We start from the raw sequence: 15,569 nt of genomic DNA, 5'->3' as shown, positions 1-15,569 counted from the left end.
AGCACTTTGTTCAACCCGCTGCGGGTGTTCATCCCACTGGGTCTGGCGTTTTTCACGCTGGGAACGGTGAAATTCATTGTCGACATGTTCTACTGGAACCTCAGCGAAACGGCAGTGTTCTCGTTCCTGGCGGCAATCATGATCTGGTCACTGGGGCTGATCGCCGACATGATTTCGCGGCTGCACCTGAGACCCTGACAGGAGCGGCGGCATGCTTTCCGATCCAAGTCAACGGCGCTGGCTGATCCGGGTTGCCGGATCGGTCGTGGTGCTGGCAATCCTGTTCTGGATTCTGCCTGCTGAGGCGATTTTGACAGCGCTGAAAGCCATCCCGGTCTGGGTTTTTGCCTGCGTGCTGTCCTTGTTTCTGCTGGCCCATGTCGCGGCGGCGTTGAAATGGTGGCTGCTGCTGGGGCGCGGGTTTGCCGCCCCATTGGCCGTCCGAGCACATTTTGCCGGGCTGGCCGCCAACCTGTGCCTGCCGGGTGCGATTGGCGGCGACACAGTCCGCGCCGGTCTGGCGCAGGCAGCGATGAAGGACGGCGCACAGGTTGTCGCGGGCGCAACCGTTGACCGGCTGATCGATATGGTGGCCCTGCTGACACTCTCTTGTCTGGGACTGGTCCTGACATGGGAAAGCGCTGCGGGCGGGCATATGATCTGGCCGGTGGCTCTGGTCTTGCTGGCGGCGCTGGCGGGCATGGTCGCTTTGCCGCGCCTGCTGCCCCTGCCCTGGCGCTATGTGCCGTCCCTGCCCGGCAAAGGCTTTGCTCATCGTCTGTCCGATGCGCTGGCTGAAATGGGCCGCAAGCCCGGAACGCTGGCCGTGGCCTTCATTGCATCTGTGCTGATTCAGCTGTTGTTGGTCTTGCTGGCCTGGTGGCTGGCCATCGCAGCTGGTGTCGATGTGGCCGCCGGACCATGGATCTTTGCCTGGCCACTGGCCAAGATCATTGCCGTGCTGCCTGTATCCCTGAACGGGTTGGGCTTGCGCGAGGCGACGCTGGCCGGTTTTCTCGCCCCCTTTGGCGCCAGCGCCGCTGCTGTCGTGGCCGCGGGGCTTGTCTGGCAGGTTGTTTTGTTTACGGCGGGCGGGTTTGGCGCGCTGGTTCTGACCATGTCCGGGATGCGGTTCAGCGCTCCGGCAAGTTCCCAGAAGGAAGAGTGCAAGTGACGGATGTTTCCCAAAACCAAAGCGGCGATAAGCCCCATATCATCATTCTGGGGGCTGGACCGGCTGGCCTGGCCGCCGCCCACGCGCTGACTGGACAGGCCCGCGTGACCGTGATCGAACGTGCGCCTGTTGCGGGTGGCAATTCGGCCTCGTTCCCGGTTGAAGGCGTGATTTGCGATTACGGCTCGCACCGGTTTCATCCGGCGGCCGAGCCCGAAGTTCTGGCCGATGTAAAAGCCCTGCTGGGGGACGACCTGCTGCTGCGCCCACGCCATGGACGCATCCGACTGGGCGGCAAATGGATTCACTTTCCGCTGAAACTGACCGATGCGCTGATGCGCCTGCCCAAACCCTTTGCCGCATCACTGATCGGGGACATGGCGCTGAAGCCCTTCCGCAAGAAAAGCGAAGGCCCCGAGACATTCTCGACCGTGCTCTATGACGGGTTGGGCCCGACGATTTCGGACAATTTCTATTTCCCTTATGTACGCAAGCTTTGGGGGCTGGACCCGGACAAGTTGGCGGTGAAACTGGCCGAACGTCGGGTTGGCAGCGGCTCGGTCGGCAAGATCCTGATGAAGATGCTGCGCCTGTTGCCGGGGTTACGCAGCGAAACTGCGGGTCGGTTCTTTTATCCGCGCAAGGGGTTCGGACAAATCTCGGACGCGATGCGGAACAGTGCAGAAAGCAACGGCGCCACCTTCATGTTCAACACCGAGATCACCGCCATCGAGCGGGACGGCAATCGCATCACCGGGCTGACGATCCGTGACGAAGATGGCGAGCGGCGCATGACCGGCGATCTGATCCTGTCGACCATCCCGCTGACCGGGCTGACGCGCCTGATTGGCGATGCTCCGGCGGAAGTGGTCGAGGCCGCCCGCGCCATCCGCTTCCGGGGCATGATCCTGCTGTATCTGGTGCTGGAGACCGACCAGTTCACCGAGTTTGACGCGCATTACTTCCCGGAACTGTCGATCCCGATCAGCCGTATGTCGGAACCCAAGAACTATAACGCAACTGGCGCGCCAGAAGGCGTGACCGTTTTGTGCGCCGAACTGCCCTGTGACCCGGATGAAAAATGGTGGTCCATGTCCGACGAGGAACTGGGGCAGGAATTCACCAAATGGCTGGGCCAGCTGGGCCTGCCCGTCACGGTCCCGGTGCGCCGCTGCGAAACCCGGCGGCTGAGCCACGCCTACCCGGTTTACGATGTGGGCTATGAAGACCGATTTGATACGGTGGATCAGTGGCTCTCAGATATGGACGGATTGCTCGTATTCGGACGGCAGGGGTTGTTTGCCCATGACAACACCCACCACGCCTTTGCCATGGCTTACGGCGCGGCGGATTGCATTGACGGCAAGGGCCATGTCGACCGCGCGAAATGGAACAAGTATCGCGAGGTCTTTGCCACCCATGTGGTGGAAGACTGATCCATGCCCGCCTGGCAGGCCGATATCCTGATGTATCATTCGATCTCGGATGCGCCGGGGCCGACCTCGATTGCACCCGAGGTGTTCAAGGCCCAGATGAAGGCGCTTGCGGACTCGGGTCTGCCGGTGGTCACACCTGATGCGCTGGCCAACCCGCCTGCCCCCCGCGTGGTCATAATCAGCTTTGATGACGGGTTCGAAGATTTCGCCGATACCGCCTGGCCGATCCTGCGTGATCACGGCTTTTGCCCGATCGTCTATCTGCCCTCTGGCCGGATAGGCGGCAGCGACAGCTGGGCCGGCGGACATGTCCCCCCGCGCCCGCTGATGGGGTGGGACAAGGTTGCGGCACTGGCCGAAGAAGGGGTCTGTTTTGGCGCGCATAGTATCAGCCACCCCGACCTCACCACGCTGGACCCTGAGGCACTTGAGGACGAGATAACCGGCCCTGGTCAGGACATTACCGCCCGGCTGGATCAGCCCATTCGCCATTTTGCGCCCCCTTATGGGGCATCAAACCCGACCATACGCGCGCGGATCGCCCGTCATTACAACACCTCGGTCGGTACAAGGCTGGGCGTGGCAAAAGCGGGCGATGATATGCACGATCTGCCACGGCTCGAGATGTTCTATTTCACCGACATCGCCCGCTGGAAGGCCCATCTTGCCGGGCGCGGCGGGCCCTATCTTACAGCGCGCAAGATGATGCGCGGCGTGCGTGCGGCCATTCGGGGGAAACCTTGGTGAGCACAGCTTTTTTCATCCGCGACTATAGCCGGAGGCGCGGGACAGATTGTACACTCCGGCACAGTGGTTCTGAACAAGTGACAGGTATATAGATATGCATATTCTGGTGACCGGCGGGGCTGGGTTTATCGGCTCTCATCTGACGGAAAGACTGATCGGGGATGGCCATACCGTCACAGCTCTGGACGATCTGTCAACGGGGCTCATGTCCAATCTGACCAGCGTTGCGGATCACCCGGGTTTCACCTTTGTCAAAGGCAGTATTCTGGATCGCCAGCTGGTCGCTGATCTGGTTGGACCGGCGGATGTGGTGTTCCATCTGGCGGCGGCCGTTGGGGTCAAGCTGATCATGGATGAACCCAGCCGGTCGATCCTGACCAATGTTGCGGGCACGGAAAACGTTCTGGATGCCGCGCTGGTGGACAAGACGCATACTTTCATCGCCTCCAGTTCCGAGGTTTATGGCAAAAGCACCAATTTCCCCTTTCAGGAAGAAGGCGACCTGACCATCGGCGCCACCCGCAACCTGCGCTGGTCTTATGCCTGCGCCAAGACGCTGGACGAGTTTCTGGCGCTGGCCCATGCGCGGGAATCCGACCTGCCTGTCACGGTGCTGCGGTTCTTCAACACCACCGGCCCGCGTCAGACCGGGCGCTATGGGATGGTGCTGCCGAATTTCGTCAAATCCGCGCTGGAAGGCGCGCCGCTGATGGTGCACGGCACTGGCGAACAATCGCGCTGCTTCGGCCATGTGGCGGATGTGGTCGAGGCCATGTGCCGCCTGATGACCCTGTCTGATGCACGCGGTGACGTGTTCAATGTTGGCACCGATCAGGAGGTCACGATCCGCGAACTGGCCGAACAGGTCATTCGAACAACCGGCTCGACCTCGGAAATCCAATTCGTCCCCTATGACACCGTCTATCCCGAAGGGTTCGAGGACATGCAGCGCCGCCTGCCCGATGTCTCGAAACTGCAGCGCGTCACCGGGTTCCGCCCGATGCGCACGCTGCAGCAGATCATTGATGACATCGTTGCCGAGATGACCCGCCCGGTTCCCGCATGAGGGCGCATCTATTGGCACAGACAGGCCGCACCCCGTGACCGATCTTGTCATCGGGTCGGGGCCAGCAGGCGTATCGGTGGCCATTGCCCTTCTGAACCGCGGCCGTCAGGTTTTGATGATCGACGGAGGGGAAGAGCTTGAAGCCTCTGCACGGGAGCGCCGCGACCGGATGGCGGCCTCAGATCCTGAGGACTGGTCTGCAGCAGATATTCGGGCCTGGCAGGCCCCTCAGTTAGACACGCCGCCCGGACAGGTGCGCCGGTTCGGGTCAGACTTTGCCATGGTGCCGGGTACAGACACACTGGTTGCACCGGATCAGATCGGATTGCGTGCCTCACATGCGGCGGGGGGGTTATCCAACCTCTGGGGATCGGCGGTCTTGCCCAACCGGGATGCAGATATCACCGACTGGCCGCTAAGCGCGCAGGATCTGGCCCCGCATTACCGGGCGATTGCCAAATTTCTGCCGGTCAGCGGGCGAGAAGATGCCTTGCAGGCCCTGTTCCCCGCCTTTCCGATGCAGCACCGGGTTCCGTTGGCCCCATCGCCTCAGGCCGGGCACATTCTGCACCGCCTGGAGCAACAGCAAACCAGCCTTGCGGGGTTGGGGGCCTCTGCCGGAATGGCACGCCTGGCTGTGGATCCGGACTGCCGTTATTGCGGCCAGTGTCTGCATGGGTGCCCTTGGGGGCATATTTATTCGGCCAGACAAACACTTGAGGATCTGCGCCACCACACAGCCTTCCGCTACCGCAGCGGCCTTGCCCATGCTTTCGAGGAGCAGGCCGATCATGTCACCGTCCGGCTGGATGGCGGCGAGAAACTGAAAGCTGATCGCGTTTTTGTCGCCACAGGCGTTCTGGAAACGGCGCGCCTGCTGCTGCTGTCTTCGGCGGATCCGGCTGCCCGCCTGCAATTGAAGGACAGTCAGCATTTCTTCCTGCCCAGTCTGCACCGCTGGCGCGCCCCGCGCCGCCCTGATCAAATCCCCTATCACACTCTGCCGCAGATTTTCATCGAGCTGGATGACCCCGATCTCTCGCCCCATCTGGTGCATAGCCAGATCTATACCTGGAATGAATTTTATGCCCAGGATCTGATCCGCAGTTATGGCGCAAAGCTGCCCGGCTCGGCCCCTATATGGCATATGCTGGCCCGGCGGCTGATCGTGGCGCAGGCGTTTCTGCATTCCGACCATTCTGCCCGTATTGATCTGACACTGGCCCCTGACGGGCGGCTTGTATCCAAGGTCCTGCCGAACGACACAACCGAGCAGGTCATGGCGCGGGCCACATCCCGGCTGGCGCAGGTGCTGAAACTGGCCGGGCTGGCACCGCTCAGCTTTGCCCGCCGCCCCGGTGATGTGGGATCAAGCTTTCATGTCGGCGGCTCGGTGCCCATGGCCAAAGCGCCCGGCACAGGACAATCGGATATTCTGGGCCGACCCAAAGGGCTGTCGCGGGTGCATCTGGTCGATGCCTCAAGCCTGCCCAGCATTCCGGCCACAACCATCACCTTTTCGGTCATGGCCAACGCCCACCGGATCGGAACGCTGGCCCCCTGACAGCAACGCTCGCCCGGGATGCTTATCGGGTGCCGGTTTCAAAAGCCCCGCCCTCCAGCGCGGCGGCCAACCTTGGGTTTCTCGCATCATGAGCTGCGCGGGCAAGCGTCGCGCCATAAGCTTCAAGCACGGATGTTTCGTGCCAGATTTCCAGAAACGCCTTGCGCGCAGCCGCACCCTGCACCGCGCGCTGGTCGGACTGATGCTGCAGGTTGCGCATGGCCACAATCAGATCGTCTTCGGTTTCGAAGAGCTCTCCACCCCCTGCCCGCTCGACGATCTCGGGGAACGGGCCCAGCCGCCGGGCAATCACCGGTGTGCCCAGCCGGAAGCTTTCGATCAGGATGATGCCGAAGGTTTCATAGCAAACCGAAGGTACAATCAGCCCCAGTGCGCCACGATAATAAGCGTTCAACTCGTCAGGTGTTTTGCGGCCAAGGAACTTGATCCGGTCATTGCCTGCGGCCTGTGCCTTCAGCTCATCTGCGTAATCACCATCGCCCAGGATCAGCAGGTCCGCGTCGGGATAGCGGTCAAAGGCCGGGAACACGTCCTGCAACCCTTTGATCTTTTCCAACCGCCCGACAAACAGGAAATAGGGACGTTCATGCGCCGCCGGTTCCGGCAAAGCGCTCTGGTCCAGATCGGGCAGGAAATAGGGCAGCACCTGCATGTCCTGCCGCAAGCCAAACTCGCGATGCTTGGCGCGGCTGAATTCGCTTTTGGCAATGATCAGATCCATGTGATCCAGCGCCCGGTCCAGTGCGCCGGTATAGCGCCACAGTTGTGGCGGGCGTTTGTAATTCAGCACACAGCGCAAGCACTGGCGATCATCGCACAGTTCCCGCCCATGCCGCCACAGAACATGGGTGGGACAGACCAACCAGTGTTCATGCGCCTCATAGACTTTCAGCCCCTCGCCCATCGGCAACAGACCGGGCCCGCCGATCAGCGAAGTGTTGTTGTGCCAGATGATATCCGGCTGCCGCTCGGCCAGGATCTCGCGAATGCGTCCTGCATGCACCACCGGGCGACCAAGTTGCTGAGTCAACAGGTTCGACATCACGCCATTGCGGCTGCGCAACCCGATCCGCCGCACCCCGTCAGGGGGCCCTTCGGGTTGCGGCTTGCCGCCCAGGATCAGATAGCTGTCTTCGTCATGCACCACCGTCACATCGTGCCCTCGCGCCACAAGCGCCCGGGCCATGCGTTGAATGCCAATGGCGTCGCCACCAAAGGAATAAGGGGGATAAAATGTAGTGAACATCAAAATGCGCAGGGACTGCATGTGACTCAAACCGGATTACCAATGACTTTCCGGTATGAAAGCATGATCCATACCGTGATCGAAAGATGGAACTTGCCCTGATGCCCTGTTCACACGCTGTGTTGCGGGCATGCTGCAAAGGAATGCAGCTTTTGTCCGCTGCTCAGTCAAGAAGACTGAAATAAAGCGCCTCGATCTGCCGGTTGATGTGGTCTGGATCAAACCGGCTCTCTTTCGACCTGTCCAAGGCACTGGCCGCCATGTCGGCGCGCTTTTGGTCATCTTCGAGAATGTGCTCAACAGCCTGCGTGATCGCCGCGGCATCGCCGATTGGCACACAGGCACCGACCGTATCATGCACCAGTTCGTGAACACCCGAACAATCGGTGGCCACAACCGGGGTTCCAACCTGGAACGCTTCGGCAATCGAGATGGGCAGCGCCTCCCACCGCGAGGTCAGCAACATCAGATCCGCTGCCCGCAAATAGCGATAGGGAACCTCGGTACGTCCGGCGAAAAACAAATGCTCATCCAGACCGCGCTGTGTCGCCAGCGCCCGCATCTCCTGATCCAGTGGCCCGTCCCCGACGACAACAAAGCGATAGTCGGGGTGGGTATCCTTCAGACGCGCCACACACTCGATCAAAACGTCAATGCCCTTTTGATAAGCCACCCGTGCGATGGTGACGACAAGACGATTACCGCCACGCAGCAGGGTTTTTCTCAACTCGGCAACGTCCTGATCCGTATCCTCAGGCGGGGGTTTGATCCCAAGCCCTATGACCCGAAGCTTGTCCTTTGATACATCGGCAATTTCGGCCAGATCCTCAGCGGCGCGGTGGCTGGGCGTCACGACCAGATCGGCGTGGCGTGCAATCTTTCCAAACCCCCTGATCCGCTGTGGATCCGACCCGTGATACGTCACGACAAGCGGGATATTCAGACGCATCCGCGCCAGCAGCGCCACCAGAGCTGGTGCAGATTCATGCGCATGGATCACGTCGATCTGCGAAGACACAAGCCAGCGACGTAATGCGATGGCTCCACGGCCTGTATTCGCCAGCCGCCGGAACATCGCGCCACCATCAACACCAACATAGCGAGTAGGAATAGACAGAAACCCGTCTGCCGCCCCCTCGCTTGCCCATTCACCGGGGGTGCCCGCCAGATAGACGCCATGGCCGCCAGCCCCAAGCCAGGTGCCCAGATCAAGTGCGTGCCGGGCGATCCCGCCCATGCCAAAATCGGTACACATCTGTGCAATTCGAATGGGCCGGTGGCCATCTGGATTCCTTACAGCGTGCATGGGCGATTCCGCATCATATTGGTTCCGATGATGTAGCAATCCGGCTATACCGAGATCAAACATTTGTAGATTGAACTTTGCTTGCCACCCAGCAAGCGCAATGCGTAAATTTTAGTATCCTAGTGCCGGCCAGTGCTTTGGGGCGAAAAGAAATTAGACAGAAACGGAGCATCAGCATGCATGTAGGGATCGACGGCACGACCTGGCGCAACGAGCGCGGGTTCGGGCGCTTCACAAGAGAGTTGGTGAAGGCGTTGGCAGCCCGAGATGGAAAATTCCGTTACTCCCTGATTTGCGATCAGGACCCCCCTTACCCTGTCCCTTCGAATGTCGAAGTGATCGTTGCGCCGGGGTCGGGAAACGACCATCCGGCAAGCCGGTTTCAGATGCACCAGGCAACAGTGAAACTGGGATGCGATGTGTTCTTCTGCCCAACCGTGTCCTCATATTATCCGTTGCTGTCGCGCGTTCCCAAAGTGGTGTGCATACATGACACAATTCCCGAGCGCTTCCCGGATCTGATCTTTCCAACAAAGCTGAACCTTATGCTTTGGAAAATCAAAATCGCACTGGCCAAATTTCAGGCCACCCGGTTCATTACCGGATCCGAGTCATCAGCCGCAGATCTGAAATCCATCCTCGGCATTTCACGGGATCGGATTGATCTGACGACAATGGCAGCGGCGCCGTTTTTCAGAAAGATAAATGATACCAAATCATTAAGTGACATACGCGCTGAATACAACATACCTGAAAATGCCCGCATTCTTGTTTATGTGGGCGGCTTCAACAGACACAAAAATGTTCTTCGGCTCATTCAGGCCATGCCGATGATACTGGAGCAGCACCCGAATGCGTTTCTGGTGATTATCGGACGCACCACGGGCGAGAGGTTCTGGGACAATGTCGAAGATCTGCAGGCTTCCGCCCGCGCAGACGCGGTTGCCTCTGAGCGGATCATTTTCACCGGTGAAATTTCGGACGAGAAACTTGCACTGCTGATCAATGCCGCCCACGCGCTTGTGCATCCGTCATTGTATGAAGGTTTCGGTTTTCCGCCGGTCGAGGCCATGGCCTGCGGCACTCCGGTTCTGGGGTCCAACACAAGCAGCATCCCCGAAGTGGTCGGTGATGGAGGGTTGCTGTTTGATCCCACTGACCCGTCTTCGATTGCGCAGCAGACCAACAGATTGCTGTCTGACAATGATCTTCACGCGCAGTTGTCAGAACAGGCGATACATCAGGCCGCAAAATTCACCTGGGATCGTGCCGCTGAAATGACCGAGGTCAGCTTTGAAAATGCGTTGAGAAAGGCGCATTGAAAATTATCCCCTATTTAAGAACAGTTTGCGCCAAGGATGAAAATTGATGCCATTTCCACCACAGAGAATACTGCGTTTCGACATTTTTGATTTCTGTCGTTTTTCACGATCAGACGCCATGATCACTGCCACTCCCAGAAACACAGATCGCTTGGGAGAGAAAATATGAAACACCACCAGATCTCGGTTGTCGTTCCATGCACCAATGCCCTCTCCGACTTTCGGGCTTGCGCGACAGCCCTGCAAAGCCAGACCGGCCCTCAGCCGGAAATCATCGCTGTCATACGCCTGGGCCCTGAATTCACCAGCCGGCTCGAAGCGGAATTTCCGACCATACGCACCATATCAGTGGCCGCAGATACGACCATTCCACAGATGCGTGCCGTCGGCATTCGGGCGGCCTCGGCCGATGCAATCGGTGTTCTGGAAGATCATGTGATTGTGCCGCGTGACTGGACCGAGCGTATGCTGGCTGAGATTGCGGCGGGATCCGATGTTGTGGCCGGCCCGGTGGACAATGACGCGACCGATACCCTTGTCGACTGGGCCGCGTTTCTTTGTGAATACAGCGCTGTCTTGCCGCCATTGAATGATGGCCCGTCAGATTGGCTTCCGGGCAATAACACGGTGTATCGCAGCGATGTTCTGAAACGGTTTGATGCCCTGCTGGATGACGGCAAATGGGAAAACCACCTCCATGACCATATGCGCGCCGAAGGGGTATCTCTGACACTGCGCAACGACATCATTTCCGGCCACAGGATGCATTACACCTTCGGCCTCTATCTCACGCAGAGATACCTTTATTCGAAAAGCTTCGCCGGGGCGCGGGTGCGCGGCGAAGCGTTCGGGAAACGAATCCTGATGGGCCTTTTCGCCTTTGCCCTGCCCCCGCTCGTTTATTTTCGCGTGGTTCGGAACGTCTTGTCCAAGGGTCGGCACATTCGGCAATTGCTGCTTTCGTTGCCCCTTCTTGTGCCATTTTCGCTGTCCTGGGGATTGGGTGAAGTCGCCGGATACTGGTTTGGCGCAGGCCAGTCCCTGTCCAGAGTTCGGTGAGGGGAAGGCCTGCGATGAACAAACAGGATCACTCACAACCCGATATCTCGGTGATCGTCGCGATCGTTGACGGAGGCGAAGCACTGCGCACGTGCCTGACTGCGCTTGCCAACCAACGCGGCGATTACGATGTCGAGGTTATTGTTCCATTCGACCAGCTTTCGCGGGAAGCCGCCGGGATGGCCGAAGACTTCCCCGATTTCCGGTTTCTTGACCTGGGCATCATTGCGGGTGACATGGTTCCGCAAAACGCCCTTGATCTGCACCGTTTCTGGGATATCCGCCGCTCTGAAGGTATCAAGGTTGCCCGCGGGCGCCTGATCGGTCTTGTCGAAGATCGCGGCATCCCTGCTGACAACTGGATCGTGTCAGTGATCGAACTGCAGGATCAGACCGGCGCAGCAGCGGTGGGGGGCTGTGCCGATAACGGCTATGATACGATCTGGAACTGGGCCATCCATATTTGTGATTTCGGGCGCTACATGGCGCCTGTGCCAACCGGCGAGGCCGATTTTCTGTCGGCCACCAACGTATGTTATCTGGCCGACACGCTACACGAGCTGCGCCCGCTTTATGAGCATCGTTTCTATGAACCTTCAATCCATGCCGCCCTTCAGGCGGCAGGACACAAGATGGTTCTTTCAGACCGCCCCCGCACGACCGAATACCGCCCGCGTATTCCGACAACCACTCTCGCTCTGGAATGGTTTCACTGGGGCCGCAAATACGCCCGCATCCGATGCGGCGAGATTTCGTTCGGCCTGCGGGTCTTTCGCGCCGCCGTAACGCCTATTCTGCCGTTTGTTCTGTTTTTCCGGCATCTTGGAAACCAGCGCCGCAAGCGGATTTATCTTCGAAAGTTCTGGCTTGCCTCACCGCTTATTTTCATGATCGTAAGCATGTGGGCATGTGGTGAACTGGTGGGATATTTTCAGGGAGAAGAGCCTGAGACACTATGAAGCCAACTGTCGGGCGCAATTTTCATGACGCCTGACCGGAGCGAGCGCCTCCTGACAAAGCGCTGTGATTTAGTAGGTGATAATTTTGAAGGTGAAAACATGATACCAGTCGCGGTTCCGGACCTTTCAGGTAATGAAGAACGCTATGTTGTAGAAGCGATCAAAGGAACCTGGATTTCTTCAAGCGGCGCATTTCTCGATCGTTTCGAAAAAGAGTTTGCGGCCGCGTGTCAGACCGACCACTGCCTTGCTGTCGCGAACGGTACAGTTGCGCTTCACCTTGCTCTTCTGACACTGGATGTACAGCCCGGCGACGAAGTTCTTGTCCCTGCCCTGACCTATATCGCAACGGCCAATGCCGTCAGATATTGCGGCGCAATACCGATCTTTGTCGATGTTGATCCCGAGGCCTGGTGTATCGACCCGGAAAAGCTGGCTGAGGCTATTACCCCCCGGACAAAAGGGATCATTGCAGTTCACCTTTATGGCCACCCGGCGGACATGGACGCCATCAACCAGATCGCTTCTGCCCATGATCTCTGGGTCGTCGAGGACGCCGCCGAGGCGCATATGGGGGAATACAAAGGCCGCAAGGTCGGATCGCTGTCCAATATCGCCTCGTTTTCCTTTTTCGGAAACAAGGTTTTCACCAGCGGTGAGGGCGGCGCGCTCACCTTTAATGACGATAGCTTGCTGGAGCGGGCCAAAATGCTGCGCAGCCAGGGAAATGATCCGCATCAGCGTTATGTTCATAGGGTCGTTGGCTACAATTATCGCATGACGAACCTGACAGCTGCGGTCGCGTGCGCGCAGATCGAACGCGCAGATACCATTCTGGCGCGGCGCCGGGAGATCTTTGAAACCTATGACCAAAACCTGAAAGGGATACCCGGCATCAAATTTCGACCGGTCATGCCATGGGCCAGGCTGACGCCCTGGTTATATTGTCTAACAGTCGACCCGGAACAGTACGGTGCAACCCGGGATCAGTTGGCGGATTATTTGCGCGACAATGGCGTCGACAACAGGCCTTTCTTCCCGAGCATGCATCAACAACCGCCATATCTGGAGCTCGCGGCCACGCAGAATGTGCACCTGCCGCAGTCCGAACACCTCTCGGCAACGGGTCTCAACCTGCCAACATTCACCGGCCTGTCTGACACCCAGATTGGGACAATCTGCAACCTGATCGCGGACCGGGCCGCAGGCTAATCGCCCGCCCCGACCGCCGCGTGCCGGAGCTAGGGGCGCACTGGTTGCAGCACCGGCAGCTCAATGGCTTTGTTGGTGCGTGAACTTTCAACAACGGCATTTGCAATTTCGATCGACCGCAACCCGGCATTGCCGTCGGCAATTCTGCCGCTGAGATCTCCTTCACAGAGTTTCAGAAAATCCCGAAGTTCTTCCGCAAAAGAAATTTTCGCAGTGGTTTTCCACGAAAATAGCTTTTCGCGCACCGCAATATCAAAATATTGACGTTTTGTGGTTGTCCCTTTGCCACCGGGTTCCGGAAGGGTAATCAGAACGTTCTTCATCGGCGCATAGGCACCCTGCACCACGCCATGCGTCCCATGCACTTCGATTGCGAAATCATACCCGCGCCATTCGCCCCATGTTGCGTGATAGACGGCGGGAATGCCTTCGGGGTTTTTCAACACGGCCAGGGCGGTATCCTCAGAGCCCGGCAGGTTCCAGACGCTCTCGCTGGCCACACCATAGACCGAGGTCACCTCGCCCAGCATGTAACGCACCATGTCGGTCATATGAATGCCGATATCCCACATCGCCCCACCACCGGATTCCGGAACCCGATATTCCCAATCATGGGTGAAATGAGCCAAGCCATCATGCCCGCAGAACGCGCGTACATGAGTGATTTTGCCTATTTTACCGGCACTAATGACATCCTTCACATAGGCGAATGAAGGGTAATAGCGCATGTTAAAACCGGTCGCGATCACCCGGTTTGCAGACTTGGCAGTCTCCAGCATCCGATGAGAGGTTTCCGCACTGCTGGCCATTGGTTTCTCGACCAGTACATGCATGCCGCGCTTTAGCGCACTGATGCATGGATCTTCATGCGTATGCGGCGGGGTAGAAATCACGACCGCATCCATCTCCACATCAAGAAAGCGCTCGAGATCAGTGAAGACCGGAGCACCACCTGCCACCTGGCGTGCAGCGTCTTCCGAAAGGTCCAGAACGGCTGCAAGCGTTGTATCCGGGCACTCCTGAATGGTTTCAACTCTCAGCTTGCCGATTTTGCCGGCGCCTCCCACAACTCCGATACGCATAAATTGCTCCTTGTGAAAAAACTGCCTATCCGCTCAAAGACCTTCCAGCGCGATCGGCACGGATAGTCCCTTGTCGCGCAAAAGCGCATGACGCTGGGCTGCAATGCAATCTTCTGCAACCATTTCGGCGCACATTTCGCGCACAGTGATCGTGGGTTTCCATCCCAGCTTTTCACGCGCCTTCCGTGCATCGCCCAGAAGCGTGTCAACTTCGGCAGGCCGGAAATACTCCGGATCGATGCGCATGATGACATCACCGGCTGAAACCGCAGGGGCGGTTTCCGGGTCCGCTTCGGTCACAACGGCGTATTCATCAACGCCGGATCCCCGGAACTCCAGAGAAATGCCCAATGCCTCGGCAGTCCAGACTATGAAATCCCGAACAGAATGCTGTTCTCCGGTGGCAATCACGAAATCTTCGGGCGTGTCCTGTTGCAGCATCATCCACTGCATACGCACATAGTCTTTTGCGTGCCCCCAATCCCGCAGGGCATCGATATTGCCCATATAGATGCAGTTCTCCAAGCCTTGTGCAATATTCGCAAGGCCGCGCGTGATTTTGCGGGTCACAAAGGTCTCGCCGCGCCGCGGGCTTTCGTGATTGAACAAGATGCCGTTGCAAGCATACATGCCATAGGCCTCGCGATAGTTCACCGTGATCCAATAGGCAAAAAGCTTGGACACCGCATAAGGCGAACGCGGGTGGAACGGGGTGGTTTCAGTCTGCGGCGTTTCGCGGACAAGCCCATAGAGCTCGGACGTGGACGCCTGATAGAAACGTGTCTTTTTCTCGAGCCCGAGAAAGCGAATGGCCTCAAGCAGACGAAGGGTTCCGATGCCATCAACATCCGCGGTGTATTCGGGCACTTCAAAACTCACATCGACGTGGCTTTGCGCCCCGAGGTTATAGATTTCATCAGGCTGCACTTCCTGCAGGATGCGGGTCAGGTTCGACGTGTCGCCCAGGTCGCCGTAATGAAGCTTGAGCTTGCGATCAACGACGTGATGATCCTCATAAATGTGATCAATTCTCTGGGTGTTGAAGTTCGAGGCGCGCCGCTTGATCCCGTGCACCTCGTATCCCTTTTCAAGCAGAAATTCAGTCAGATATGAACCGTCCTGCCCGGTAATCCCGGTAATGAGAGCCGTTTTTTTCATAATGACGCACGTATCCTTACGGTTATTTATTAGAAAAATTCGGTTTTTGTGCTTCCCGCAAGCTCTACCCCCAACCGATCAGAGGCCTGGTGTTCATTTACCTTTATTCAAGGGGTCCTTCGGGATCAGACGGTAAGGGTAATCGGTCCGGGATGTCACCCTGACAATCTGATGTTTCTTGCGGCCATGCGCTTAAAATATACGCGATCAGTGGCAC

Annotated in this window: 14 protein-coding genes; 10 read left to right on the top strand and 4 right to left on the bottom strand. The window is 58.3% G+C overall.

Translation table 11 applies throughout. The features are described 5' to 3' along the window. The 6 genes from ACR0EV_RS23285 to ACR0EV_RS23260 form a co-directional block, all read left to right on the top strand. On the top strand, window positions 1-198 hold a 198-nt coding region (locus ACR0EV_RS23285), incomplete at its 5' end, for a hypothetical protein (RefSeq protein ID WP_480802284.1). 13 nt (window positions 199-211) lie between these two features. Continuing rightward, a complete protein-coding gene (locus ACR0EV_RS23280) occupies window positions 212-1,174 on the top strand; it encodes a lysylphosphatidylglycerol synthase transmembrane domain-containing protein (protein WP_480802283.1) in 963 nt (320 codons plus the stop codon). Next, window positions 1,171-2,610 carry a protoporphyrinogen/coproporphyrinogen oxidase gene (locus ACR0EV_RS23275; protein WP_480802282.1) on the top strand — a complete coding sequence of 480 codons (1,440 nt, stop codon included), beginning with the start codon at window positions 1,171-1,173 and terminating at the stop codon, window positions 2,608-2,610. Before ACR0EV_RS23280 ends, ACR0EV_RS23275 begins: the two co-directional genes overlap by 4 nt. 3 nt (window positions 2,611-2,613) lie before the next feature. Further along, the gene (locus ACR0EV_RS23270; protein ID WP_480802281.1) at window positions 2,614-3,357 is read left to right on the top strand and encodes a polysaccharide deacetylase family protein; all 744 of its coding nucleotides are present in this window, start codon (window positions 2,614-2,616) and stop codon (window positions 3,355-3,357) included. Window positions 3,358-3,451: 94 nt separating this feature from the next. Beyond that, a complete protein-coding gene (locus ACR0EV_RS23265) occupies window positions 3,452-4,423 on the top strand; it encodes an NAD-dependent epimerase/dehydratase family protein (RefSeq protein ID WP_480802280.1) in 972 nt (323 codons plus the stop codon). 34 nt (window positions 4,424-4,457) lie between these two features. Then, a complete protein-coding gene (locus tag ACR0EV_RS23260; protein WP_480802279.1) occupies window positions 4,458-5,987 on the top strand; it encodes a GMC oxidoreductase in 1,530 nt (509 codons plus the stop codon). A gap of 22 nt (window positions 5,988-6,009) precedes the next feature. On the opposite strand, the gene ACR0EV_RS23255 is transcribed toward ACR0EV_RS23260, so the two are convergent. Continuing rightward, the gene (locus tag ACR0EV_RS23255) at window positions 6,010-7,254 is read right to left on the bottom strand and encodes a glycosyltransferase (RefSeq protein WP_480802278.1); all 1,245 of its coding nucleotides are present in this window, start codon (window positions 7,252-7,254) and stop codon (window positions 6,010-6,012) included. A gap of 163 nt (window positions 7,255-7,417) precedes the next feature. Beyond that, entirely contained in the window at window positions 7,418-8,560 is a 1,143-nt protein-coding gene (locus tag ACR0EV_RS23250; RefSeq protein WP_480802277.1) for a glycosyltransferase family 4 protein, read from the bottom strand. Between the two features lie 176 nt (window positions 8,561-8,736). On the opposite strand from ACR0EV_RS23250, the gene ACR0EV_RS23245 reads away from it, so the two are divergent. The 4 genes from ACR0EV_RS23245 to ACR0EV_RS23230 all read left to right on the top strand — a co-directional run bounded on the left by ACR0EV_RS23245 (window position 8,737) and on the right by ACR0EV_RS23230 (window position 13,112). After that, window positions 8,737-9,882 carry a glycosyltransferase family 4 protein gene (locus ACR0EV_RS23245; protein WP_480802276.1) on the top strand — a complete coding sequence of 382 codons (1,146 nt, stop codon included), beginning with the start codon at window positions 8,737-8,739 and terminating at the stop codon, window positions 9,880-9,882. Between the two features lie 165 nt (window positions 9,883-10,047). After that, window positions 10,048-10,941, top strand: coding sequence for a glycosyltransferase family 2 protein (locus ACR0EV_RS23240; protein WP_480802275.1), 894 nt, complete (start codon window positions 10,048-10,050; stop codon window positions 10,939-10,941). A 14-nt stretch (window positions 10,942-10,955) separates the two neighbouring features. Further along, entirely contained in the window at window positions 10,956-11,900 is a 945-nt protein-coding gene (locus ACR0EV_RS23235; protein WP_480802274.1) for a hypothetical protein, read from the top strand. Between the two features lie 99 nt (window positions 11,901-11,999). Then, entirely contained in the window at window positions 12,000-13,112 is a 1,113-nt protein-coding gene (locus ACR0EV_RS23230; protein WP_480802273.1) for a DegT/DnrJ/EryC1/StrS family aminotransferase, read from the top strand. 29 nt (window positions 13,113-13,141) lie between these two features. On the opposite strand, the gene ACR0EV_RS23225 is transcribed toward ACR0EV_RS23230, so the two are convergent. Both ACR0EV_RS23225 and gmd read right to left on the bottom strand, forming a co-directional pair. Continuing rightward, window positions 13,142-14,194 carry a Gfo/Idh/MocA family protein gene (locus ACR0EV_RS23225; RefSeq protein WP_480802272.1) on the bottom strand — a complete coding sequence of 351 codons (1,053 nt, stop codon included), beginning with the start codon at window positions 14,192-14,194 and terminating at the stop codon, window positions 13,142-13,144. A 33-nt stretch (window positions 14,195-14,227) separates the two neighbouring features. Beyond that, window positions 14,228-15,352 carry a GDP-mannose 4,6-dehydratase gene (gmd, locus tag ACR0EV_RS23220; protein WP_480802271.1) on the bottom strand — a complete coding sequence of 375 codons (1,125 nt, stop codon included), beginning with the start codon at window positions 15,350-15,352 and terminating at the stop codon, window positions 14,228-14,230. Between the last annotated feature and the right edge of the window lie 217 nt (window positions 15,353-15,569).

The organism is Ruegeria sp. CF8, from assembly GCF_056537285.1.
This window is presented reverse-complemented; position numbering and strand designations above follow the sequence as displayed.